Genomic DNA, 22,680 nt, shown 5'->3' on the forward strand with positions numbered 1-22,680 from the left:
TTTGCCTTCGCTACCTCCGCACCCATCCTCACGGACTGAGCACTATGCGTCAGCTATGCACTTCCGCCACCTCGCGGCGTGCTGGAGACTTTCACTCCTTAGTCGATTGCGCTGCCAAGCGCACAAAGGGCCTCAACTTCCACTTTACAGTGGAAGTTGAGGCCCTTTTGGCGTGCAAAACGTGTTCAGCTGCGCATGGTCGAATCGCGATCGTCTACAACTTATATTTTTGAAGCAGTTCCTTGCCGAAGCCGTTCAACAGCTTGTCCAGCAGCGCCCAGCTTATGCGTTGACGGGCTGGCAGATGCCGGTCGTAGACGGCGCTGTATTCGATATCGGCAACCGCCCCACGATTCCGCTTAAACTGGGGAGCGCCCGAGCTTTCGTGGAGCAGCAGCCCTCTCTGTCCGGCGATTCCGATCAAGACGGCCGACAGCATCCGGTACAGTCCGGTCTCCTGGGGCAAGGCCGTATCGTAGCCGAACACCGGAGTCGTCATCACGCCGCTGCGGCAATAAAAGCCGAGCACCGCATCGATCCGGCCCGTATCGATATGTCGGATGGCGTGCAGCTCCAGCAGCTTTTGTCTCCAGGCCAGCTCCAGAAACGGCGCTCCAAACTGGGGATTGTAGGTAGAGTATTTATCCAGATACAGAAGGCGGTACAGCTCCGCCAGACGAGGCATATCGGCTTCGGTCAGCCTGTCCGGACCGACCGTCTCGTATCCGTGTTTCGCCAGCAGGCCGTAATCCCGCTTCACCAGCCAGCGGGCTTTGGAATTCGTCGCCGCCGGATCAGACGGATGGAGCAAATACACTTGCCGGCTGGGCACCATCCGAAAACCAAGCCCTACGAGCAGATCGATCAGCGGGCCGTTCGTCGTCCGGTTTAACGAGCGGAAAACCAGCGAATGCCCCGGATATTCGCGGAGCAGGAGACGGACGGCTTGCTCCACCCCGCTGTCCGGAAGCGGACCGTACAGGTTGGTCGATAACAGCCAATTATTGATATGGACCGTCCGGTTAATCCGGCTGAACCGCATCAAAAACCCCAGGGCGTGAAGCAAGCCCCCTAACGCAATCCGCGCGAATCGGGAGTTCAGCACGTACAGCTCTTCTCTGGCGTAGCTCACATAATGCGTGTATGGGGAACAAACGTAGCAATTTCCATATTCTTTATCGTTCACCGTAACGGGAAGCACGAGATCACCGACTTGCAGCACATGAAGGCTCGTATTCACATTCGGAATAAGCCGGTCTACCTGCTGCTCCAGCAACGAGACGATGTAACGCCTGGCGTAATCCCCGTCCTCTGTGGACGGCCAGTGTATTTCACGGATGGATTTCGGATCGAATAAACGTATGTCGCGGTTCAAGCTGGCAATCTCCTCCCTCCCACTGCCCCGTCCGCCGCCGATTGCTCGGTTTCTTACAGGCGCTTCTGTTCGCCCCAGTGCTCCATAACGCCGGTTTCGTATAACGTTTTTCCGTTTTTATCCGTTGCGCGAATCGTTATAGGCAATTGGGGCTGATCGTCCAGGAACGAAAACCATATCGTTGTCGAACCGTTTCTAATAATCGTAGCTCCTTTGCTTCGCTCGCTAATCAAAATAACTTGCGTGACCGCCGGATCGTATACGATCCCGTGCAGCAGATTAGGGTTCTCCTTGCCGTCTCCTCCGTTGCCGTTCCAGCTGATGGCTTTTGACTGCATCTCGTTCAATTCGTGTTTTAATAAATACTGGGCGATTTCATAGCCAAGCATCTTCTTGTGAAGCAAGACCGCCGCTACTTTATCGTTCGTCCGGTAATAAACGACCAGTTGATCCCCCCATGCCTGGAGGTGGATCATTTCCTGATAGGACGGATCTTGTTCGCGAATGCTCCGCTCCGCCAACTGATTGACCGGCGGCCGGACCCATTCGAAATAAGTCCAGAGAGCCGCCGCAAGGATCAAAACACTTACGATACCTAATCTACTCCGCTGTCCGATTCCGTTCACTCCTTTCCCGCTTCTTTACCGTTATTCAACAAGCAGATATTTTGTTGGCTCACAGCTCCCAGTCTTCCCGAAGCTGTTCATACATAGCGACAAGCACGTCCTCCGGAGGCAATGCCGGCAATTCGCCCGGCGCCAGCTCCAGCTTGGCGGTAAAATGAGCGACGATCTGAGGCGCAAGCGTCCGCAGCGAATAACTGTCCATCCATTCCAGCCGGTCGATAAACGTGCGCAGCAACAGCCAATCCTCACGGCCGACGAGCCGTTTGCAACGCTCATCCAGCGTAAAAGCCGGGAGATTCACCCTTTTGCGCTCAATCACCTTGTTAGTCCTTTTGTTGCGCCGTCCTCGCTCTCCTGCCGTATCGTAGACGACCACCGTACCGGCCAGCAAATCGCCGAGCCGCTTATCGGAAGGATGGAGGAAGCTGACTATCGCCCCCAGCGTGTAACCAACAGGCAAAAAGTCAAATATCCGAAGCAGGTTGCGAATCAGCGACGACAATACCGTAACCGGCTGACCGTTGTCCTGCAGCACCCGAAGGCCGACGATCCGCTTGCCGATCGTCCGACCGGCAACGTACTCGCTGACCGTAAAATATCCGTACTGCAGCAGGAAGGCAAGGACGATCGCTCCGGCCAGCGCGTATTCCGTCAGCAGACTCTCTCCGGTCCGGACTAGCACTTCGCCGAACAACGCGTACACGAGCAAAATAACGAGTCCCAGCAGCAGCATATCGATCGCTTGCGCTCCCGCCCGGCTACCAATGCCTGCCGTCTGAAATTTTAGACGGACCTGCTCGGGGGTTACAACATCCATTTCCCTTTGAAACGTTTGATTCATGTTGCCTCGATCTCCCTTTTGGAGCCTTAATATGGTAGCATTGGAGTATTGGATTGCTATAGCATACAATTTCATCTTTGTATTCTAAAAATCGAATGAACGAAAGGAAGTACATATGGACCTACAACAAAAGCTGCTGCGTCAACGCGGGAATTGGAAGCAGCTGGAGAAACTGATCGAGCTGTTCGACAAATCGCCGGGCCGGGTAAACGCAGAGAGCATTGAGCGGCTAACCGTCCTGTACAAGCAAGCTTCCTCGCATCTGGCCGTGATGCAGACCGAAGATCCCGGCGGCGAGCTTACCGCCTACTTGAATCAACTCGTCACCCGCGCCCATCATATGATGTACAGGCAGCAGCATAAAAGCAGCGGACAGCTGAAGCAGTTTTTCGGAACATACTTTATACGGCTGATCCGGGAAAGGCGGTGGTTTATCGTTGCGGCCGCCCTCTTATTTGTATTCGGCGGAGTCTCCGGATTTGCCTCCGTCCTGGTGGATGAACAAAATCTGTACGCCATTCTACCGCAGCAAATCGCCGGTCATATCGATCCGTCGCAGACAGGCAAAGGGCTCGAGGACGCGCCCCACTCCGTCCTGTCCACCCAGATCATGACCAACAATATTCGGGTCGCGATTCTCGCGTTCGCCGGCGGCATTACTTTCGGCATCTGGACCGTCTACCTGCTTGCTTATAACGGCATCATCATAGGTGCGCTCGCAGCCGTATACTGGAAAGCCGGGCAAACCTATTTATTTTGGGCATACATCCTGCCTCATGGGGTCATTGAACTGGCCGCGATCTTTATCGCCGGCGGCGCCGGCCTGTATATGGGTTACCGGATGTTCGTACCCGGCCGTTACGTATGGAGGCTACAGCTGCTCCGCTCGGCCAAGCAGTCCGTGCAGTTGCTGCTCGGAACCGTTCCATTATTCGTCATCGCCGGGATCATTGAAGGATATATAACCCCTTCGGCCCTCAGCCTCGAGATGAAATACGCGTTCGCCTTGCTCACCTTGCTCGCTTTGGCAGCCTACTACGTCTACGGCAGGCTGAAGCGCAATCAGATCGACTCCCTCGATTTGAGTTCCAGATAATGATTCACCGCCGCCAGCGCCAGCCTGTCGGCGGCTACATCCAGGACAGGAACGCCGATCCCGGCCATCCGGGCGGCGAACCGTCTCCGTTTCAGCTCGAACGACTGCGCCGTGCTGCGCACGTAAGCTTGCTGCACCGTCCGGATTTCGCTTCCGGCCCACCCGGCCAGAAGCGGGTCCTGCAGCGACAGCAAGACGAGCGGATGAATCCGCCGCAGCTTTAGAAGGTAAGGAGCAAGCTCCTCTTCGAACAAATAATTTTCCATATCCGAGAACAGCACGATCAAGCTTCGCTTGCGCTGTACGCGCAGCAGGTGGTCAAAAGCTCTGGCGTAATTCGTCTCCGCAGAGTCTCCCTTCAAATTGTACAAAGCTTCGAGAATCGTCTGCACATGCGCCATTCCACCCCCGGGAGGGACATACGCTTTCAAGCTGCCAGAGAACGCGAGCGCTGCGACCTGATCGCCTTGCCGTAATGCGACGGCCGCCAAGGTCAGCGCCGCCTCCAGCGACCGGTCGAGCACGGTCCGGCCGTCCAGCTCGACGGTCATAATCCTTCCGCAATCGATCAGTAGCGTGACGATTTTGCCCTTCTCCGGCTGCCGGATCGTCGTCATCATCCGGCCCGCCCGCGCCGTAGCTGCCCAGTTGATCGTGCGCGGGTCGTCATCGGGCGAATACTCGCGTATCGCGTGCAGCTCCATGCCCGACACCGTCTTGCGATGCAGCTTGCGCCCGTCCAGCACGAGACTGTCCTGCAAGGAAGCCATCACCCCGCGGACATTGGACAAGTCCGGGTAGACGCTCACGACTTGCTCCGCCTCCACCCTCGCCTGCTTGTACCAGAGCCCGATGATGCCGCCATATCTGACGTATATGTAACGCAGCGGAAAATCACCCCGTTCCGACGCTTCGGTCGTATACGGCAGCTGCAAATCTTCTCCTTCGAACCGTCCCTTCAACGGAGCGTGATCCCGGAAGGTCAGGGGCAGATCGTCCGCGACTTCGACCGATACCGGGAACCGCGGAGCCTGGCTGAACGATACGTCGATGCGAACATCGAACGGCCGCTTGTGTTCGGCCCGATCCGGCAGTATACGGCGGACGGCGAGCTTCCGCCGCTTCGGCAGCGTAGCCAGATCAACGATCGATACGGCGGCGAACAGCCCGTTGTAAAGCCAAAACCAGATCATCCCTCCGCCCCAGGCATAACCTGCGGGGATAATCGCAGCGCCGGTCAGCAGCACGGCAACCGCACGACGGGAAGGCAGCACGAACTGCCAGATCAGCCGGTCAACGAGGGACCGGAACGGACGCGAGCGCTTCCCGGACGGCTTCGTCACCGCTCATCCCCTCCAATTCCGCCTGCGGCGACAAGATCAGCCGATGCCGCAGCGCAGGAATGGCCACCAGCTTCACGTCGTCCGGCGTGACATAGGTACGGCCTTCCAGCACGGCCCATGCTTTGCTGGCCGCGAGCACCGCAATCCCCGCACGAGGACTCGCCCCGAGCCGCACGGACGACAGCTCGCGGGTCCGCCTGACGATCCGGGCGATATAGCCGAGCACCGCTTCCTCCGCGGTTACACCCGCCGCTTCCGCACGTTTGCTTCGAATCTCCTCAATCGTACTTACCAGAACCGGCTTATCCGGGCTTTGCACAGAAAGGGGAACATGCCCGCGCAGAATCGCCGTTTCCGCTTCCTCGGACGGATAATCCAGCGTCAGCTTGAACATAAATCGGTCGATTTGCGCTTCCGGCAGCGGATACGTTCCTTCGTACTCCACCGGATTCTGAGTGGCGACGACGAGGAACGGATCGGGTAGCGGGTAAGTGTGTCCATGGATCGTCACCTGTCGCTCCTCCATTGCTTCCAGCAAGGCCGCTTGCGTCTTCGGCCCGGCCCGGTTAATCTCATCGGCGAGCACGAGATGGGCGAATACCGGCCCTCGAACTGTGTCGAACTCACTCGTACGCGCATTCCAGACGACGTTGCCGGATATATCGCTCGGCATCATATCGGGCGTGAACTGAATGCGCTTGAACTCGCCCTCGATATTCTCCGCCAGCGTGCGGACCAGCTTCGTCTTGCCCAGTCCGGGAGCCCCTTCCAGCAGCACATGGCCGCCGGCGAGCAGTGCAGTTATTAGAAGACGGACGTTCATCGGCTGGCCGATAATTGTCTGTTCCATGCTTGCGATCAGTCGTTCCATAGTTAACGCGATCTCTCCTTATCCAGCTTCTCGATCCATTCAGCGATTTTTCCGCTTTCTTGCAAAAATTCGCGATCCGGAACGCTGTCCGAACCCGACAAACTCTCCAGCTTCTCCAAGATAACCTGCAGTTCCGACGCAGCCCGTTTTCCGGAGCGGGACCGCACCGTTTCCACCCATTCGGAGATGGATGCTTGCGCTCGTACTCCATACCGGTCCTGCAGCAGTTGTCTGACGTACATTTCCTGCTCGCGGAGCAAATGCCCGTTCAGCCGCCGTTTCCGGAACCAGCCGGATACCGCAAGCAGCGTCTCGTCCCCGCGCCGCACGATCCATTCCCTCGGCGTATGGACCGGGCCGAACCGTTTCCCGCGAATCCAGAGCCAGCCGAGAAATGCCAGCGCCAGCTGAGCGTAAACGGCCAGCAGCCAGCCCGGGTATACGGCGAACAGGCCGGGCTTTGAGGTGATCCCGTGATGATACTCGTCGATCCATACCGTCCGTCCGGCGGACAGCTCGCGCAGAATCGGCCATACTAGCTCGAAGTGACCGTGCCGGTCGATCGTATCGTTGCGCAGCCATTCCGGCGTCAGGACGATTGTGATCGTTCCTTCGCCATAACTGCGGCTCGCCGCCAGCGTGCCGAAATCGTCGGTCAGCAGTCGCTCCGACGGCTCCGCTCCCTGTAGTCTGTATCTCGTAACCGGCTTGTCCGTTAACGCTTCGACGGCTGGCGATCCGGGACGAAGCCGATTGACGGGAAAAGCACCGTCTGCGGTATCCGGAGTTTTCTCCAATCGCTCCCCGTTCATGCCGGCCCATTCGTCGGGCCGCTGCTGAAATAGCAGCAGATGGTTCCCTCGCTCCACCCATTGAAGAACCGAATCCCGCTCTTTCGGATCGATGCCGCCGGCCGCCGGCTGAATCGCCGCCAGCACGCCTCCGGTCACCGTCTCCGGCAGCTGCGTCCAAGGCTGCCGCCACTGGCGCACGTCGGCCGCGACTCCTTCGATCATCTCGGCAGTTGCCTTCGTTCCGTCCAGGTCGGCGGAGAGCGATAGATACGGAGCCTGATCCGGCGCCTTCTCCCGGACAAGAAACAAGCCGGCTGCGAGGAAGAGGACGACGGCTGCGGCCATAGCCGCTAGCGGGGACCACGGTTTGAGCCTTCCCCCTCCGCTATTCGCCCGTAGCATATTCATCCGCCTCCCCCGCCGTCAGCCTTGCTTCGATCTCCAGCCGCAGACGGACGACCGAATCTCGATCCGCCTCCATGCTGCCGTACCAGACACGCTCAAACAAGCTTGCCGTGCTGCGGAACAGCGGAAGCAGCTCCGGCTTGCTCGCCTTCAGCTCCAGCGCGTATTCACCGTTCGCTTTCCACCGTTCTGCCCGCAGCCATCCGCGTTCGTTCGCATCGATCAGCAGTGCGAGAAACAGATATCGCAAGCATTCTTTGTAGTCGGACGACCGTTCCGCTTGCAGCGCCTGTTCCATATATCGGCTGGAAGAAGCTCCTTTCAGCTCCTTCTCCGATAGCCCGATTTTACGCAGAACGGTACGGTTGCCGGCCAGCGAACGGCCAATCCACACCAGGAGCCAGATAAGCAGAGCCAGTCCGCCGAGGATTACCGCATAAGCGATCACATCGGCAAACGTACGGGGGACTGCCGTATCGGGCAGCCATCCCCGGATCGCTTCCCACAATTTGAGGAACAGCCGCTTGAGCGCATTTTCCCCTTCTGCCGCCACAGTCCGGTACGCCTCGTATTCGCTTCCCGACAAAATTTCATTCAGCTTCTCCCGGTCGGCGGCCAGCTCGGCAGGCGTTATCGCTCGTTCACTCGACAGTTCGGACCCCTCCATCCGGCTCCGCTTCACGCATCCGGGTAAGCATCGATTCCAGATCTGTGCCTTGCGTCCGCAGCGTCATATCGTAATAACTGACGGCATACACGGACAAAATCAGCGGCGAGAGCAAAATATAAAACAGCGCAGACAAAAGCACTTGCAAAATCGTGACCGGAATGAAACCGATCAGCAGCAAATTCAAAAACGAAAAAGCGGTCATGACCAAGCTAAGCACCAGGTATACGAAAAACAACCTCCAGAAGCTGCCTTTCGTCAGCCGCCAGCTCGGACCGAGTCCGATTCCTTCCCCTTGAACCGTCACCGCCGGAATGAAATAGCCCCAGCGGATCAGGAAAAACGAGATGGCCGCATAAACGAGCAGAATGACAGCGATGTACATCACGACCGCGGCAAAAATAAATCCAGCACTGCCGTTGAAACCGGCGCTGGACGTTAATCCGCCCATTATTCCAAGTACAAAAACCAATACGACGACAAGCATGACGATTGCAAAGACGAGCACCAGGTAGATGCCAAGCATAATAAGACCAAACAGCGCGCTGTTGCCGAATAGCGGCCAAAACCGGCGGAACGTTTGTTTGAAGGCTGTGCACAGATCCGGCGAATCCCCGTCGTACACTTGCCCGATAAGAAATACCGACGTAGAGAAAGCGACCGGCGTAAGGATGAGGAATGTGACGGGCAGCAACAAAAACACGAAAAACAATATAGCTCCAACACTGATGTTCTCGCCGATCTCGCTGTCCATTGGAGCGGTGAAGGAGCTGCCGAAATTGTCAAACGAAAAGCTCGGATTCGTATCGGCAAATATCCAGGAATACATCAAATACAAAGGACCGTACATCATCAACGCGAGCAGGGCGAACTTCGCGAAATGGCGTCGGTACAGTTGGAAGCTGCGGTCCAGCATCCGGCCGAAACTAAGGGGTTGTTGATGTGGCGTCAATTGGAATATTCCTCCTATAGTTCATGATCCTGATTATTATACCATCCGGTTACGAGGAAGCCGAAGCTTTTTTCTGAAAATCGATCGCACCGCCTGTTATACCAGACAAGCGGGAACGGAAACCCGCGATCCCGGTGCCGCCTCGTTCGCCTTGTAGTCCTTGAACAGCCACAGCTCCGGCGTATCCCGAATACCCGGGATCAGCAGCTCGAACGGACCCGCCGGGAATATCGGAGAACGCACGTAGAGCCGGTTGCCGTCCGTCTGCAGATGACTGATACCGGCAGGTCTGTGCTCCCCGGCCTCATATACTCCAAATAATTGCTGCAAATTTGTGCAGCTGTCGGGATCGATCCGCTTGTTAAAGGAGATCATCACCTCGGATAACGAGATCCGGATCGCTTTCCACGGAACCGGCCTCGTCTCGTACATCGTCCCGCCGATATGATATTCGTACGCGGTCCAAGTCGCGTAACCAAGCTGATTCGCCGTACCCGCAAACGTATGCAGCCATCTCCGGTCCTTGATCATCGTCTTCGCCGAGCCGATATCCGCTTGAACGCCAAGCGGCAATAAGGGATGCGATGCCCGGATATCACGTACGAACGGTTCGTAGCTGCGGATGTAATCGCCCGGCAGGCGGGCCTTCACCCAATCCGGCCAATGCGTCTGCAGCATATGCAGATCGGGACGCACACGGGCGATCATCGCAGGAGCGTCCAATCCCTGCATCTCTCTCAGCCGGTACGCGGAATCCGGGCCGTCGTCTACGGCCAGCGACCAGGTCGCGGTCCGGATATCCGGGCGTACGTCGCGGGCGCCCCCTTCCCCGTTGATCATCTCGTCGACGAACCCGTTTACCGCATCGACCCGGAACTCCACCCATTTGGTATAAGTCGCGGTATCTCTTTTGTAATATCGCGGCGATAACCGGTTGACAAAATCGGGCATCCGGCAGCCACACCGCTCCATAAACGCTTCCTGCGCCATCGGCCCCACATCCCCGTATACACCTCTGCGGATGCCGTCCCATTCCGGAAAATAAGGCTCGGCAATCTCGATTCCGTCGAAAGGATATCGCACCAGCAGCTCCGCGATCGTACGCTTTTTCCACCTTACATAGTCCCTGCTGAAATAAGAGAATCGCCGGTAGCCGTCCTCGACCGGCTTCAGCAGCTTCATCTCCCATTGCGTCCACTCCTTCGGATACCCTTCCGTGGAAAACGTTCCGTTGCCGAGCACGAGCGCCCATACGAATATGCCGCGCCGATGGAACGCCCGGATCAGTTCGGCGTTTATGTTGTTTTCGTTGACTACAAAATAGTGTACGATCCGATACCCCGCCAGTAAAATTTCCTCGGCTATACTATCCGCTGACCGGTCGGCGTAATAGGGAAACAGCGGGTCTACCTGAATGCTGGGTCCATATATGCCGTCTGTGATGCCGCTGCGGTTACTTCTTTCGTTCTGCTTTTCATTTTGCCTTTCGTTCTGTCTTTCGTTCATTCCTGCACCTTCCTTTCGGATTTGTCCGCTTGAAGGCAAGTGGCGCGATATCTAATGTTATGTACTCACCCATCTGTTCATCGTATGTTCGCTTAACCAAACATATAAATAAGAGACGTTGGTGGAGGCTGTCGATTCATTGAGTAGAAGTGTTAGCAGTCCGTTCCAAGTGAAAAGTTACCTTCTTCTGCCCAAACAGGTTGTCCGGAATCCCTTGATTGAATAAGGATTGTAAGGTAGGGGATTCCAGACAAAACTCGCCAGAAGGTAATCTTTTCCCTTTCCACTTGGTTGTCCACATTGAATCGACAGCCTCGTTGGTATGTTCTATTTTTGGTATAAATAGAAGACAGAAGTAAATAAAGGTGGTTTTATGCTCTCTTTTTTCCGTCCGGTACGTTATAATAATACCGACCAAGTTATTAAGGAGAGCCTATGTCAGACCACAAACGGATCGATTGTATGAAATGCGTCCACTATTATGTCACCTGGGACCCCCAATTTCCGAAAGGCTGCAAAGCGTTCGGCTTCAAGTCGCCGCAAATGCCGAGCGTCACCGTGCTGTCCTCGTCCGGCAAGCCTTGTATGAATTTCGAGGCGAAGCGAGTTTCCGGAACCCGGTAAGGACGCACCATAAGCCGAATCTGATCATTTACTTACTCGTCTCCCGAAACCAGATCGGAGGTCCCCCGTCGGCAAAATCGTGTCCTTCTATCGTCGTTTCAATTTTTTCAAGCGCTTGTTGAACGTTGCCGTTTGACAAACTTCCAAGCAGAGTAGCGTGCTGATTCAGGGCCACGAACAAATTGTACTTCTCCCAGAAACGATCGGATATTTTTCCATCGAAGTAACCGCTGATTTGACCTGCAGCAAATAATCGGCTGACGGCGCATGTGTATTTGGGCAGCTTAAAAAACTCTTCCCACGGGTCGCCCCAGTCAAACCGGCTGAAATCGATTACCCCTTTGAGTCGACCGTGCCGGAAGATCAAGTTCGACGGATGATAATCGTCATGCTGAAAACAGACCGGACTGTCGCGAAGCAAACCGAAGCTCCGCTCGATATAAGCTTCAAGCTCCGACTGCTTGTGGAAGCGAAGACCAAGCTCAGATCCGCAGTAAATAGGCCGGCAGCCCATCCCGGAATAAAGCCAGCTTCACCGCATCCGAGTGCCCTTTCGCCAAGTGTTCATGCCGGTCAAACTCCACTTGCTGACGGAGATGCTTCAGCAGCTTCCGAATCCGTTCCTCCATCATAACCTCACCCGCTCGTCTTTTCTCGTCTCCCCATCTATTCCCCCATCATATCAAAGACCCGCAGAAGTGTCTGCTTCTCCCCTTGCCCTGCCCTTTTCAAGGACATGAATCTCTCAAAAGGGAAAATAATTATACTCATCTTCCCCCTTGCCCCGGCCGCTTCCCTTGAGGACAATAGGATGTGCTGCAAAAAATCCATCGTTCCATAAAGGAGGCATGAGGTCAGTGATATCCGTAGAAGGTTTGCACAAATCGTTTAAAGTCGCCAAGCGTTCCACCGGACTGATGCAAGCGGCCAAAGCGTTGTTCGTCCGCGAGTTTACCGAAGTCCACGCCATAAACCACGTATCGTTTACGATTCAACCGGGCGAAATCGTAGGGTATATCGGACCTAATGGCGCCGGAAAGTCGACCACAATCAAAATGTTGAGCGGGATTCTCGTCCCGGACGGCGGCACCTGCAGCGTCATGGGGTATACGCCATGGAAGGAGCGCGTGCCGTATGTGAAGCACATCGGTGTCGTGTTCGGCCAGCGGACTCAATTATGGTGGGACGTTCCGGTGATGGACTCCTTCGAACTGCTCCGGGATATTTACAAAGTGCCGCAAAAGGAATATAAGGACAACGTCGAGCTGCTTATCGGTACGCTGGAGCTTCACAGTATCGTCCGGACGCCCGTCCGGCAATTGAGCCTCGGCCAGCGGATGCGATGCGAAATCGCCGCTTCCCTCCTGCACAGCCCCCAAATTTTGTTTCTCGACGAACCGACCATCGGGCTTGATGCCATTTCCAAAATCGCCGTCAGACAGTTCATCAAAACGATCAATAAAGAAAAAGGCGTGACCGTCATCCTGACGACACACGATATGAACGATATCGAAGCGCTGGCCGACCGGATTCTGCTCATCGGCAAGGGCAGCCTGCTGTTCGACGGCAAATTGAACTCGTTAAGAAGCCGGTTCGGCACGCGCAAAACGATCACCGCCGATTACCGGGAAACTTCCATACGGCCGGACATTCCGGGAACGGAGATCGTGTCCTGGACGCCCGAACGGGCAACGCTAAGCGTGAATACGGAGCAAGCGAACATCTCCGAAGTCATCGGCCAGCTATCCGCTCAAGTCGAACTGCTTGATCTCGCCGTGGAAGCGTACCCGGTCGAAGAGATTATCGTGCAGCTGTACCGGGAGTATCAAATATGAAGCCGTACTCGTCCGTATTAAAACTGCGGCTGCAAAACGGGATGCAATACCGGGCGGCCGCAATGGCTGGAGTCGCTACCCAATTTTTCTTCGGTTTCGTCTTTATTATGATATTTTCCGCGTTTTACAGCCAGTCCGTTGAAGTGCAGCCGATGTCTCTGCCGCAGCTGGTTACGTATGTTTGGCTGCAGCAGGCCTTTCTGGCGCTCGTCATGTTATGGTCCCGCGACAACGAGCTGTTTCAGCTTATTACAACAGGCAATATCGCCTACGAGCTGTGCCGGCCGGCCGGCATCTATGAATTTTGGTATTCCAAGCTGATCGCGCAGCGTCTGGCCAGCGCGATGCTTCGCTGTTTTCCGATACTGGCCGTCGTCTTTTTTATACCGGAGCCCTACAACTTGTCGCTGCCGAATGACGGCGCGGCCCTTATCTATTTCCTCATTACGATGATGCTCGGATTGCTGCTTGTCGTGGCGATTTCGATGCTCATCTACATTTCCGTATTCGTTACGATGTCGCCTACCGGCTCGATGATTATGTTCGGAATCGTCGGCGAATTTTTCTCGGGGCGCATTATCCCGATTCCGCTCATGCCGACCTGGCTGCAGGAAGTTACGTACCTGCTCCCGTTTCATCTGACGGCGGACTTTACGTTCCGGGTGTATACCGGTCACATCCCGCATGACCAGGCGCTGATCGGGATCGCCACGCAAATCGGCTGGCTGCTCGTACTGGTCGCGCTCGGTAAATGGCTGTTGAGCCGGGCGATGCGGAAAGTTATCGTACAAGGAGGTTGAGCGGGCGATGAAGCTGTATTTCAAATATATGGTAATCTTGTTCAAGTCTCAGATGCAATACCGCGCGTCGTTCTGGATGCTGACCGTCGGCCAGTGTCTCACCCCGTTTATGATGTTCGCGGGATTGTACTTTCTGTTCGAACGGTTCGGCCAGTTGAAGGGATGGACGTTTTTCGAGGTGGCGATGATCTTCGCGGTCACTCATATCGCCTTTGCCATCAGCGAATGTTTCGCCCGGGGCTTCGATACGTTCTCCTCGCTGGTTGCGGGAGGCGACTTCGACCGGCTGCTCGTCCGCCCGAGAAGCACCGTCGTGCAAGTGATGGGCTCCAAATTCGAATTCACCCGGGTCGGGCGGCTGACCCAGAGCCTGATCGTGCTGATCTGGGCGATTGTCAGCTTGCCCGTCGATTGGACCGCCTGGAAAATCGTTACGCTGATCCTGATGGTCGCGTGCGGCGTTCTCGTATTTACGGGAATTTTTATCCTTGCGGCCACCTTATGCTTCTGGACCATTCAAGGGCTGGAGGTCGCCAATATTTTTACGGACGGCGGCAGGGAGATGGCTCAATATCCGCTTAATATTTACGAGAAGTGGGTATCCCGTTTTTTTACGTTCGTCATTCCGTTCGCATGTATCAATTATTTGCCGATGCTGTACATTCTCGGTAAAACAGAAGGCAACGATCTGCTGTATATGATCTCCCCTTTGGCCGGGGTCGTCTTTATTATCCCGTGCCTGCTTGTGTGGCATTTCGGCGTGAAGCATTATCGTTCGACAGGCTCTTGATGGCTTCATGGGTGCGTTTCCGCGAACGGAACGTTACCGGCTGGGCAAAAAAAACCGATTACGGAACCGGCGGCGGCTTGGTTCTGCAATCGGTTTTTGCCGTTTATGGCGAAGTCACCGTCTTTTCACCTGATCGTGCATAATCCGGCGATCGCCAGCAGCCACTCTTTCTCGGCTTGGCGGGCTCGGATCTCGTATTGAAGCGGATAACCGGAAGCCGAATCTTCCTCAACCCAGATCAATTGATTCTGATACCCATCCGACAAGTAGAGGCCCTCTTGTCCGTTAACCGCCACCCGTTCGATGCGATGATCTTGTATATCCGGCACGTGTATCCGGCTTTTGGTTGTCGTCAGGATGTGATACTCAAATGATTGGCCACCGTACGTGTAATCCAGCTGTGCGCCTACGAGACGATCGTTCGGAACCAGGTCTCTGACGACTACCCTCTGTCCGGTATGTTCGCTCCGTTCGATCATTTCCGCTATTTCGTCGTCGGTTAAGTTATCGAATCCGTACATCACACTCGCTCGGATCAACTCGGCTCCTGCTGGCAATCGCGGATCATACGGCGAGGCTGCCGCCAGTAGCCCGTTCAGACTCCCTGTCCATTCGACCGGTTTGTAGCAGGTTTGCTGGCTGACTGCACCGTCTGCCGTACCGGCTATATACACTGCAATTCCCATGCCCGGCTTCAACTGCTGCAAGATCCGATCCATCGGATCGGACTCGTCCCACGAATCGACCCGTATCGCGGATACGGGATTTCCGCTTGCGCCGCGCAGCACCAGCTGCATCACTTTCCCTTTTAGCTCCGAAGGCGGTTCAATGGCGGCTGCTTTGTCGAGTATGGACCGGATCAGCTCGTCCCGGTTGCGCATCGGTATCCCTCCTTCCCAGTTCCCTTAGCTGTCTTAACGCCAGATTGATTCTCGACTTGACGGTACCGACCGGGATGCCCAGCAGATCGGCCACTTCCTGTTGAGTCAGGTCGCTTAGATAATGCAGGACGATTACCTGCCGAAGCTTATCCGACAGCAGGTCCAGCTGCTCCTTGATTTCTTCAGCCGGCGAATGGGATGCCCCGTCCGCGGCGATGATCCGGTCCGTGTCTCGAACCGAGCAGAGCCGCTCCCTCCTGCGCCGTTCCTTCCACTTTTGCCGTTTATAAGCTTGCTGCTGCCGCACAGTAATTCCCGACAACCACGCCGTGAATGAGCTGCACCTGTTGTAGTTCGACAGACAGCGGTACAGCTCCAAATATACATTTTGGACGATATCCTCGACGTCGCCCCGGTCCGCACCGCATAAGAAATATAAGATCCGGTATACGTTTCGGATCGTTAGGTTGTACAGCTGCTCAAAGGCACGGCCATCCCCATTCAGCACCCGATCGATTAATTCCGGTGTCGGATCGATTGCGCTCTCCTCCCTCCTTTTGCCTACACTATATTGGTCTTTTTTAGTGAAATCGTTCGGTTATTCTAAAAAAATCTAGATCAGGAAGATGCCGCAGCTGCACCTACAACCGTTTTTTCAGAAAATATTGCTTGATCCCGTCCGGGTACTCGTCCAATACGCCGAACACCTCATAACCCATCTGTTGGTAGAAATGAGGCGCCTGATAGCGTTCAAGTCCCTGTTTCCTCAGGTATCCATCCCATTATACATTTTTTGGGTATCCCAACAGAAACAACGTTTTTAATCAATTAGTATTGCCGCATTGTGGGAAATATAGGTTTGACAAAAAACGAAATGCGACATATCATATGAACATATAATCATATGTTATCGGAAAGAAGGTTTCGTCATGGCCGAGTACAAAGTAAAGGGACTTTCCTGCGGGGGCTGCGCCCAAAGACTCGAGGATGAAATCCGGCGGCTGGAGCACGGCAGCGATGCTAAGCTTAGCTATAACTCCGGCAAACTTACGCTTCATCCGCAAATCGATCTCGCCAGGGTCGAACAAATATTAAAAACGGACGGCGCCGCCTTGATCAGGCCGCAGCCCAGACCGCATCAACACGATCAAAATCACGCATCCGGCGGACATTCGCATAGTCACGGACACGATCACTCCCATGGTCACGACCACAGCCACGATCATTCGCACGGGCATGATCATCATGATCACGACGATTCGCAAGGGCACGACCATTCGCACGGCGGCTCCCATTCGCGAATCTGGGGGCTGCTGATCACATCGGGCGCTTTGTATGCGGCTGCCCTGCTGCTCGGCGGACAGATCGACGAACCGTATCTGATCGGCATGTATTTGCTGGCGACTGTTTTGAGCGGGTATACCACGTTTATGCGCGGCTTGAAAAACTTGTTCCGGCTCCGGTTCGATATCGACACGTTAATGACGGTAGCCTTGATCGGAGCGGTTTCAATCGGCGAATGGAAGGAAGCGACCCTGGTCGCCATTCTCTTCGGGTTAAACGAGCTGCTGGAAGGCATGGGCATGGAGAAAGCCAGGCGGACGATGGAAACGCTGCTGCAAGTCGCTCCCAAGGAAGCCGTCAAAGTGTTCAACGGCGTAGAAACGGTCATCCCGATCGAGGCGCTGGCGGTGGGCGATATCGTTCTGGTAAAGCCCGGCGAGAAAATTCCGTCCGACGGGACGATTGCGGAAGGAAGAAGCTCGGTAAACGAAGCGGCGATTACCGGAGAATCGATGCCGATCGAGAAAACGGCCGGCGAGTTCGTATTCGGAGGCAGTCTCAATAACGACGGCGTCCTGCGGGTTCGCATCGACAAGCCTTATAGCGATTCGTCGCTTGCAAAAATATTGCATTTGGTCGAAGAGGCCCAGGAGACGAAAACTCCAACGGAGCTGTTCATTAACAAATTCGCCAAAATCTATACGCCGCTTATTATGATCATCGCCGCACTTGTTATCGTCGTCCCTCCCCTGATGCTCGGGGGCGACTGGGGGAAATGGCTGTACCAGGGCTTGGCCGTATTAATCGTCGGTTGCCCGTGTGCGTTAATCTTGTCTTCGCCGATTGCGATCATCTCGGGAATTGCGCGGAACGCACGGAACGGTATTCTCGTCAAAGGCGGCGTGTTTTTGGAGCAGCTCGGCAAAATCGACATCCTCGCCTTCGACAAAACCGGAACGCTTACGAAAGGCGAGCCGCATGTGCAGCGTACGGTCGTATACGCCGAGGAACGTTTTTACCGGGTTGCGGGGGCTATGGAGAAATCTTCCTCCCATCCTCTGGCCAAAGCCATCATGAAGGAACTGGACCGATTAAGCATCGTGCCGCCTGATGCCGAGGAGATGCAAAATCAGACTGGAAAAGGCTTAACCGCAAAAGTGGAAGGTAGGACGTACTGGATCGGCAGCGAAAAAGCGATCGATCATATTACGCTTAACGACACCGTACGCGCTTCGATCGAGGAGTTAAAAAACGAAGGACTTACCCTCGTGCTGGTGGCGGATGCGGATCACATTCTGGGTATATTCGGAATCGCCGACGAGGTTCGCGAGGAAAGCCGCCATACAATCGCCGCCCTTCACCGGGCCGGCATCCGTGAAACCGTCATGCTAACCGGAGATCACCGGAAAACGGCCGAGAAAGTGGCGGCTGCCGTAGGCGTCAGCAATTACTACAGCAATCTCCTCCCGGAGGATAAGGTCGCTAAGATCAAGGAGCTTGAACAGTACGGCCGCGTAGCGATGATCGGGGACGGCATGAACGACGCTCCCGCTCTCGCCGCCGCCCAGCTCGGAATCGCCATGGGGAAAGGAACGGACAGCGCAATCGAGACGGCGGACATTGTCCTGATGCAGGACCATTTGGGCAAGCTGCCCGAGGCGATCCGCATCTCCAAAAAAGTGAACCGGATTATCAAGTTCAACATCTCCGTCTCGCTCGGCTTGAAGCTGCTGGCGATTCTGCTCACCATACCCGGCTGGCTGACCCTATGGATCGCCATCTTGTCCGATATGGGAGCGACGATATTCGTAACTATCGTCAGTTTAACGATTCTGCTCCAAACCAGACAGAAGCAGCCGAGCTAACGGCTTTTCATTGGAACCCTCCAGGAATTCGATTCCGGAGGGTTTTATGTTGTCAGCCCCGCCGCCACAAGCCCGACTCGATCTGTTCCTTTAAACAGCGGCTCCGATCCGCGAGAAACCGGGTCATGTAACGCTCCAGCACGACGAAATTGAAACACTTCCCGATGATTCCATACGGGGAATGAAACTCCAGCGTATCCTTCATCAGCGTTCCTTCCGGATGCTCTATAAAATCGTGAGCATGCCGGAGGTAAGCGAACGCTCCTTTCTGCATCTCGTCAACAAACCGATACGGCCGATCGAATTCCACGATCTTCGAAGTTAACCGCTGCCGGATGCCGAAGTGCGTCGCCTCGAACGTTACCGTCTCGCCGCAGCCGATCAGCCCGGACGTCACACCTGCTACCGCTTGTTCCCGCGTATGTTTCCATACCGTCTTCGTATGCAGGCCAATATCCCTTGAAGCATCAAAGCAGCTTTCCATGTCGCTGCGCACTACAATCTCCACATGAACGATTGGCATAATTCCTCCGGTCCGATAAAAAGCATCATCTATGTTCGTTTTCCGGATATCACTTCGCGCTCCACCGGCTGTCGCACAAGACGACGGACGTCTCGATTTGCCGTTCCGGCACGTTCCAGAACCGCTGAAGCAGGTTGCGCTTCTCATCCGGCGACACCAGCGCGAACCCGTTTTTCTGGTAAAACCGGATCGCCCACTCCGCCGCTTCCCAAGTTCCGATCAGCACCGGCTTCTCCGTCTGTCCCATCAAGTGCGACAGCAGTAGGGTACCGATCCCGCCGTTCCGTTCGGTCGTGCGGACATAAGCATGGCGGATTAACGCCACCTCTCCCTTGTCCTGAATACCCATTACACCGACTAAACTTCCGTTCCGCTCGACGCCCCAAAACAAGACGCCGTCCGCGATTTCCGCTTCCAGTTCCTCTACCGGCATATACGGCTCCCGATACCGGTCCTCCGGGATCGTCCCTTTATAGGCTGACGCGGCATCATTAATAATCTCATAAATCGTCGCAGCATCGTCCATCGTACACAATCGGATCAATGTCAGACCTCCTTCAGCCCCATAATCTTCTCTTCGCGATCAGCTCACCTTGCATGTCAAATTCAAGCTTGTAAATATCCGGCATTGTCGTGCTTTGCCAAAATTCGAAATCGCAGGACGGGTCGTACGTCTGCAGCATTAAAGTCATAATATCGCCATGAGTGCCGATCACGATCCGTTTGCCCGTATGCCGCTTCAGCAAATCTGCAATAACCGGACTCGCCCGCCGCCGCGCCTCGTTGCTCGATTCGCCGCCGGGGTAGGCGAAGTCTTGCTGCTCGAACAAGGTCCGCTTCGCATCGAAAAAACGATCCTTGCCCATTTCCGCACCTGACAATGCACGTTCACGCAGATCCTCCTCAAGCCGGATCTCGCATCCGCATGCTTGCGCCAAGGGTAGAATCGTATCGACCGCCCTCCGATAAGGGCTCGACACGAACAAGTCCGGCTGTTCGCCGGTCAGTAAATCCTTGACCCGCTCCGCGTCCCGTTTCCCCTGCTCCGTCAATCCCCGCGTCCGTTCGGAGCCTTCGACATATGCCGATTGGGCGTGCCTCACAAAATATATTATCGTATTGGGATTCTCCAAGCCGTCACCCGCCCTTCAAGCGAGAAATAGAATTCTTCTTTTATATAGTAGAATATCGAAAGCACATACCGATTTATACGTCGCAGCCTAACCGCTGCCCTGTACGACCAGCGGCTAACTCAACCGGCTGGTCGTGATCGCTTCCACTTCATCCAGCCAGGCGATCCGTTCCGGCTCCGTGCTTGAAGCTATAACCCGGAACACTTTCCGGTGTACGTTCAGGACACCGCAATATTTAAAGATGCAGTTTTTCCAGATCGTATCCAGCGGGTCGTGAAATTCCGCCCGTTCCCTTTCTTCAGGCGTGTCGGAAGTGTTCAAAATTTGAACAACGCCGGCTTGCAGCAGCCCTACCGGAACTCCGCCACCGTCCACTCCTTCCGGGAACTTATACGCCACACCTTCGAACAATACTTTATCGACCCAGCCTTTCAGTATGGCAGGTGGCTGCCCCCACCAGTTCGGATGAACGATAAAAACAGCGTCTGCTTCCTTCATATGACAGCGATGCCGAAGCACCAGCTCGTCCTTCTCATTTTCATGTTCGTTTATAAAAACAGGGTTGAATTTCTCTTCGTATAAATCGTGAAAAAACACTTCATGTCCGTTATTCTCCAAGGTCTGACGGACTCGGCCTGCAATCGCGTGATTAAAGCTGGCTTTGTTCGGATGAGCTACAATAACTATGGCTTTCATAACAATTCCCCCTCGAATAGTAAATTTTGAACCAGTACCGGACCGAACCGGTTATACGGGTAAAAAGACCGAGAATCGGCTTCCTTTCCCTGGTGTCGAGGTTACCTTGATGTAGCCGCCCTGCCTGGTAATCATTTTCCGGGCCAAATATAAACCGATACCGGCCCCTTCGACGTTCCTGGCGTTGTCTCCCCGGTAAAACCGCTGAAACAGCCGGTTTATCTCGTCTTCAGTGATCCCTTCGCCGTAATCCCGGACGTCTACTCTCGCAAAAAACTCATACACGTCGATTCCGACCTCGATGATTGCACCGGGCGGCGAATATTTTACGGCGTTGTCGATAACATTGTAAACCGCCTCACCGGTCCATTTGACGTCGTGACGGATCACGACCGGCTGTTCGCACTGAAACCGGATCTCCATCCCTTTCGACTCGGCGCCCGGGTAGGCCTGTTTAATCGCCGACAACACCGTATCGGCAAGACTTGCGCTTTCCTTGCGGATCTCGATCATCCCGGCCTCAAGCCGCGACATTTTGATCAGACTGTTCATAAGCCAGGTCATTTTCTCCAGCTGATTTTGCATGTGAAGCGTAAATTGTTCGCGTTTGCCGTCATCCAGACTTTCATCCAGCAGCAGACTATTGTACAAGTTCAGATTGGCCAGCGGCGTCTTCAGCTGATGGGAGATGTCGGAGATGAGCGCCTTCATTTCATCGCCTTCCTCCTGATACCGCTTCCTCTGCGATTTCAGCACGCGCGAGAGGTTCACGATTTGGGATTGAAGCTTCGACAACATCGTATCTTCCGTGACGGGAAACAGCTCCCGTTCTTCCAGCTCGATCAGCGATTGTATCGTCAGCGACAACTGGTGCAAAATCGTCGTCATCCGTTTGCGGATCGCCAGCACATAGCCGGTCCATATAAGCGCAGAAATCGCCATAAAGCCGGCCGTCAACACGATGACCCCACGTCCCGGTTCGAACAGCACGATGAGTATGATGAAGTAAACGGTACCGGACAGCAGAAACGCGCCGTAACAAAAGGCGATCATCCGAGTGAAAGCGCTTTTCATCCCGCTATTCTCCCCACGTATAACCGATGCCGAATACGGTTTTGATATAATCCGGGTTTTTGACGTCGTCCTCCAGCTTGTCCCTCAGCCTTTTGATGTTCACGCTCAGCGTGTTTTCGTCGACGAAGTTGCCGTCCAAATCCCACAGCTTCTCCAGGATGATCTGGCGGGTAAGCACCTGTCCGTTATGCCGGGTCAAAATCTCGAGCAGCTTGAATTCGTTGGCCGTCAGCTTCACTTCCCTGTCTCGTTTGTACACCTTCATCCTGGCATAATGCACCGCAATATCTCGGTCGGTAAACGTGTCGTCCGCGCCATCTTTACCGCTTCGCCGCAATATCGCTTTGACATGCTGACACAGTACCGCCATACTGAACGGCTTCGACACATAATCGTCGGCTCCCAGTTCGAAGCCTTCGACAATATCCCGCTCGCTGTCATTCGCCGTCAAGAAGACGATCGGAACCTGGGAGGTTTGCCGGATCGCCAGGCACAGCTCGGTCCCCTTCCGGTCTGGCAGATTAACGTCCAGGATGAGGAGATCCGGGGCAAACTTCCGAAAGGCGGACAACCCTTCGTCATAGCTGAACGCGCCGATTACGTCGTAATGCTGCTTGCCTAGCGCAAAGGTTAATCCTTCGTTCAGCAGTTTGTCGTCTTCCACTATGAGAATGGTGGTCATCCCTTCTCCCCTTCCTA

The 22,680-nt window shown here is 54.9% G+C and carries 25 protein-coding genes; 6 read left to right on the plus strand and 19 right to left on the minus strand.

Annotation, left to right across the window (positions count from 1 at the left end):
* Window positions 1-214: 214 nt before the first annotated feature.
* From AC3Y2E_RS23425 to AC3Y2E_RS23435, 3 genes are read right to left on the minus strand one after another with little or no spacing between them, the layout of a single operon-like run.
* The gene (locus tag AC3Y2E_RS23425; RefSeq protein WP_379214678.1) at window positions 215-1,375 is read right to left on the minus strand and encodes a GNAT family N-acetyltransferase; all 1,161 of its coding nucleotides are present in this window, start codon (window positions 1,373-1,375) and stop codon (window positions 215-217) included.
* A gap of 53 nt (window positions 1,376-1,428) precedes the next feature.
* Window positions 1,429-2,001 carry a hypothetical protein gene (locus AC3Y2E_RS23430; RefSeq protein WP_379214680.1) on the minus strand — a complete coding sequence of 191 codons (573 nt, stop codon included), beginning with the start codon at window positions 1,999-2,001 and terminating at the stop codon, window positions 1,429-1,431.
* 49 nt (window positions 2,002-2,050) lie between these two features.
* Complete coding sequence (locus AC3Y2E_RS23435; RefSeq protein WP_379214682.1) at window positions 2,051-2,842, minus strand: RDD family protein; 792 nt, start codon at window positions 2,840-2,842, stop codon at window positions 2,051-2,053.
* Between the two features lie 115 nt (window positions 2,843-2,957).
* On the opposite strand from AC3Y2E_RS23435, the gene AC3Y2E_RS23440 reads away from it, so the two are divergent.
* Entirely contained in the window at window positions 2,958-3,938 is a 981-nt protein-coding gene (locus AC3Y2E_RS23440; RefSeq protein ID WP_379214684.1) for a stage II sporulation protein M, read from the plus strand.
* On the opposite strand, the gene AC3Y2E_RS23445 is transcribed toward AC3Y2E_RS23440, so the two are convergent.
* The 6 genes from AC3Y2E_RS23445 to AC3Y2E_RS23470 form a co-directional block, all read right to left on the minus strand.
* The gene (locus AC3Y2E_RS23445; RefSeq protein WP_379214686.1) at window positions 3,905-5,281 is read right to left on the minus strand and encodes a DUF58 domain-containing protein; all 1,377 of its coding nucleotides are present in this window, start codon (window positions 5,279-5,281) and stop codon (window positions 3,905-3,907) included. The genes AC3Y2E_RS23440 and AC3Y2E_RS23445 overlap by 34 nt on opposite strands.
* Complete coding sequence (locus AC3Y2E_RS23450) at window positions 5,232-6,152, minus strand: AAA family ATPase (protein ID WP_379214688.1); 921 nt, start codon at window positions 6,150-6,152, stop codon at window positions 5,232-5,234. Before AC3Y2E_RS23450 ends, AC3Y2E_RS23445 begins: the two co-directional genes overlap by 50 nt.
* Window positions 6,153-6,154: 2 nt before the next feature.
* Window positions 6,155-7,354, minus strand: a complete 1,200-nt coding sequence (locus tag AC3Y2E_RS23455) for a DUF4350 domain-containing protein (protein ID WP_379214690.1) — start codon at window positions 7,352-7,354, stop codon at window positions 6,155-6,157.
* Window positions 7,332-8,018, minus strand: coding sequence for a DUF4129 domain-containing protein (locus tag AC3Y2E_RS23460; protein ID WP_379214692.1), 687 nt, complete (start codon window positions 8,016-8,018; stop codon window positions 7,332-7,334). Before AC3Y2E_RS23460 ends, AC3Y2E_RS23455 begins: the two co-directional genes overlap by 23 nt.
* Window positions 7,993-8,970: a hypothetical protein gene (locus tag AC3Y2E_RS23465; protein WP_379214694.1), complete on the minus strand. Its 978-nt coding sequence runs from the start codon at window positions 8,968-8,970 to the stop codon at window positions 7,993-7,995. Before AC3Y2E_RS23465 ends, AC3Y2E_RS23460 begins: the two co-directional genes overlap by 26 nt.
* Window positions 8,971-9,066: 96 nt before the next feature.
* Window positions 9,067-10,476, minus strand: a complete 1,410-nt coding sequence (locus AC3Y2E_RS23470) for an N-acyl-D-glucosamine 2-epimerase (protein ID WP_379214696.1) — start codon at window positions 10,474-10,476, stop codon at window positions 9,067-9,069.
* Between the two features lie 435 nt (window positions 10,477-10,911).
* On the opposite strand from AC3Y2E_RS23470, the gene AC3Y2E_RS23475 reads away from it, so the two are divergent.
* Window positions 10,912-11,100, plus strand: coding sequence for a uracil-DNA glycosylase (locus tag AC3Y2E_RS23475; protein ID WP_379214698.1), 189 nt, complete (start codon window positions 10,912-10,914; stop codon window positions 11,098-11,100).
* A gap of 28 nt (window positions 11,101-11,128) precedes the next feature.
* Here AC3Y2E_RS23475 and AC3Y2E_RS23480 read toward each other — a convergent pair whose 3' ends face one another.
* Together AC3Y2E_RS23480 and AC3Y2E_RS23485 are read right to left on the minus strand one after the other, a co-directional pair.
* Window positions 11,129-11,614, minus strand: coding sequence for a phosphotransferase family protein (locus AC3Y2E_RS23480; RefSeq protein ID WP_379214700.1), 486 nt, complete (start codon window positions 11,612-11,614; stop codon window positions 11,129-11,131).
* Entirely contained in the window at window positions 11,583-11,732 is a 150-nt protein-coding gene (locus AC3Y2E_RS23485; protein ID WP_379214702.1) for a hypothetical protein, read from the minus strand. Before AC3Y2E_RS23485 ends, AC3Y2E_RS23480 begins: the two co-directional genes overlap by 32 nt.
* 225 nt (window positions 11,733-11,957) lie before the next feature.
* Here AC3Y2E_RS23485 and AC3Y2E_RS23490 point away from each other — a divergent pair, with 225 nt between their 5' ends.
* From AC3Y2E_RS23490 to AC3Y2E_RS23500, 3 genes are read left to right on the plus strand one after another with little or no spacing between them, the layout of a single operon-like run.
* Complete coding sequence (locus tag AC3Y2E_RS23490) at window positions 11,958-12,935, plus strand: ABC transporter ATP-binding protein (RefSeq protein ID WP_379214704.1); 978 nt, start codon at window positions 11,958-11,960, stop codon at window positions 12,933-12,935.
* On the plus strand, window positions 12,932-13,735 hold the full coding sequence (locus AC3Y2E_RS23495; RefSeq protein WP_379214706.1) for an ABC transporter permease: 804 nt from the start codon (window positions 12,932-12,934) through the stop codon (window positions 13,733-13,735). The genes AC3Y2E_RS23490 and AC3Y2E_RS23495 overlap by 4 nt, the downstream gene beginning before the upstream one ends.
* A 7-nt stretch (window positions 13,736-13,742) precedes the next feature.
* Window positions 13,743-14,525, plus strand: coding sequence for an ABC transporter permease (locus AC3Y2E_RS23500; RefSeq protein WP_379214708.1), 783 nt, complete (start codon window positions 13,743-13,745; stop codon window positions 14,523-14,525).
* Between the two features lie 125 nt (window positions 14,526-14,650).
* Here the strand turns inward: AC3Y2E_RS23500 and AC3Y2E_RS23505 are convergent, their stop codons facing one another.
* Window positions 14,651-15,406 (minus strand): hypothetical protein, encoded by a 756-nt coding sequence (locus tag AC3Y2E_RS23505; protein ID WP_379214710.1) that lies wholly within the window; start codon window positions 15,404-15,406, stop codon window positions 14,651-14,653.
* The gene (locus AC3Y2E_RS23510; protein ID WP_379214845.1) at window positions 15,351-15,944 is read right to left on the minus strand and encodes a sigma-70 family RNA polymerase sigma factor; all 594 of its coding nucleotides are present in this window, start codon (window positions 15,942-15,944) and stop codon (window positions 15,351-15,353) included. Before AC3Y2E_RS23510 ends, AC3Y2E_RS23505 begins: the two co-directional genes overlap by 56 nt.
* Window positions 15,945-16,335: 391 nt before the next feature.
* On the opposite strand from AC3Y2E_RS23510, the gene AC3Y2E_RS23515 reads away from it, so the two are divergent.
* Window positions 16,336-18,555 carry a heavy metal translocating P-type ATPase gene (locus AC3Y2E_RS23515; protein WP_379214712.1) on the plus strand — a complete coding sequence of 740 codons (2,220 nt, stop codon included), beginning with the start codon at window positions 16,336-16,338 and terminating at the stop codon, window positions 18,553-18,555.
* Window positions 18,556-18,607: 52 nt separating this feature from the next.
* Here AC3Y2E_RS23515 and AC3Y2E_RS23520 read toward each other — a convergent pair whose 3' ends face one another.
* From AC3Y2E_RS23520 to AC3Y2E_RS23545, 6 genes are all read right to left on the minus strand, one after another.
* A complete protein-coding gene (locus AC3Y2E_RS23520) occupies window positions 18,608-19,078 on the minus strand; it encodes an SRPBCC family protein (RefSeq protein ID WP_379214714.1) in 471 nt (156 codons plus the stop codon).
* A gap of 49 nt (window positions 19,079-19,127) precedes the next feature.
* Entirely contained in the window at window positions 19,128-19,622 is a 495-nt protein-coding gene (locus tag AC3Y2E_RS23525) for a GNAT family N-acetyltransferase (protein ID WP_379214717.1), read from the minus strand.
* A 13-nt stretch (window positions 19,623-19,635) separates the two neighbouring features.
* On the minus strand, window positions 19,636-20,211 hold the full coding sequence (locus AC3Y2E_RS23530) for a histidine phosphatase family protein (protein WP_379214719.1): 576 nt from the start codon (window positions 20,209-20,211) through the stop codon (window positions 19,636-19,638).
* Window positions 20,212-20,325: 114 nt separating this feature from the next.
* Window positions 20,326-20,907 carry an NAD(P)H-dependent oxidoreductase gene (locus AC3Y2E_RS23535; RefSeq protein WP_379214721.1) on the minus strand — a complete coding sequence of 194 codons (582 nt, stop codon included), beginning with the start codon at window positions 20,905-20,907 and terminating at the stop codon, window positions 20,326-20,328.
* Window positions 20,908-20,958: 51 nt separating this feature from the next.
* Window positions 20,959-21,981, minus strand: a complete 1,023-nt coding sequence (locus AC3Y2E_RS23540; protein ID WP_379214723.1) for a sensor histidine kinase — start codon at window positions 21,979-21,981, stop codon at window positions 20,959-20,961.
* Between the two features lie 4 nt (window positions 21,982-21,985).
* The gene (locus tag AC3Y2E_RS23545; protein ID WP_379214725.1) at window positions 21,986-22,663 is read right to left on the minus strand and encodes a response regulator transcription factor; all 678 of its coding nucleotides are present in this window, start codon (window positions 22,661-22,663) and stop codon (window positions 21,986-21,988) included.
* Window positions 22,664-22,680 lie beyond the last annotated feature (17 nt).

Source organism: Paenibacillus sp. MAH-35 (assembly GCF_058135425.1).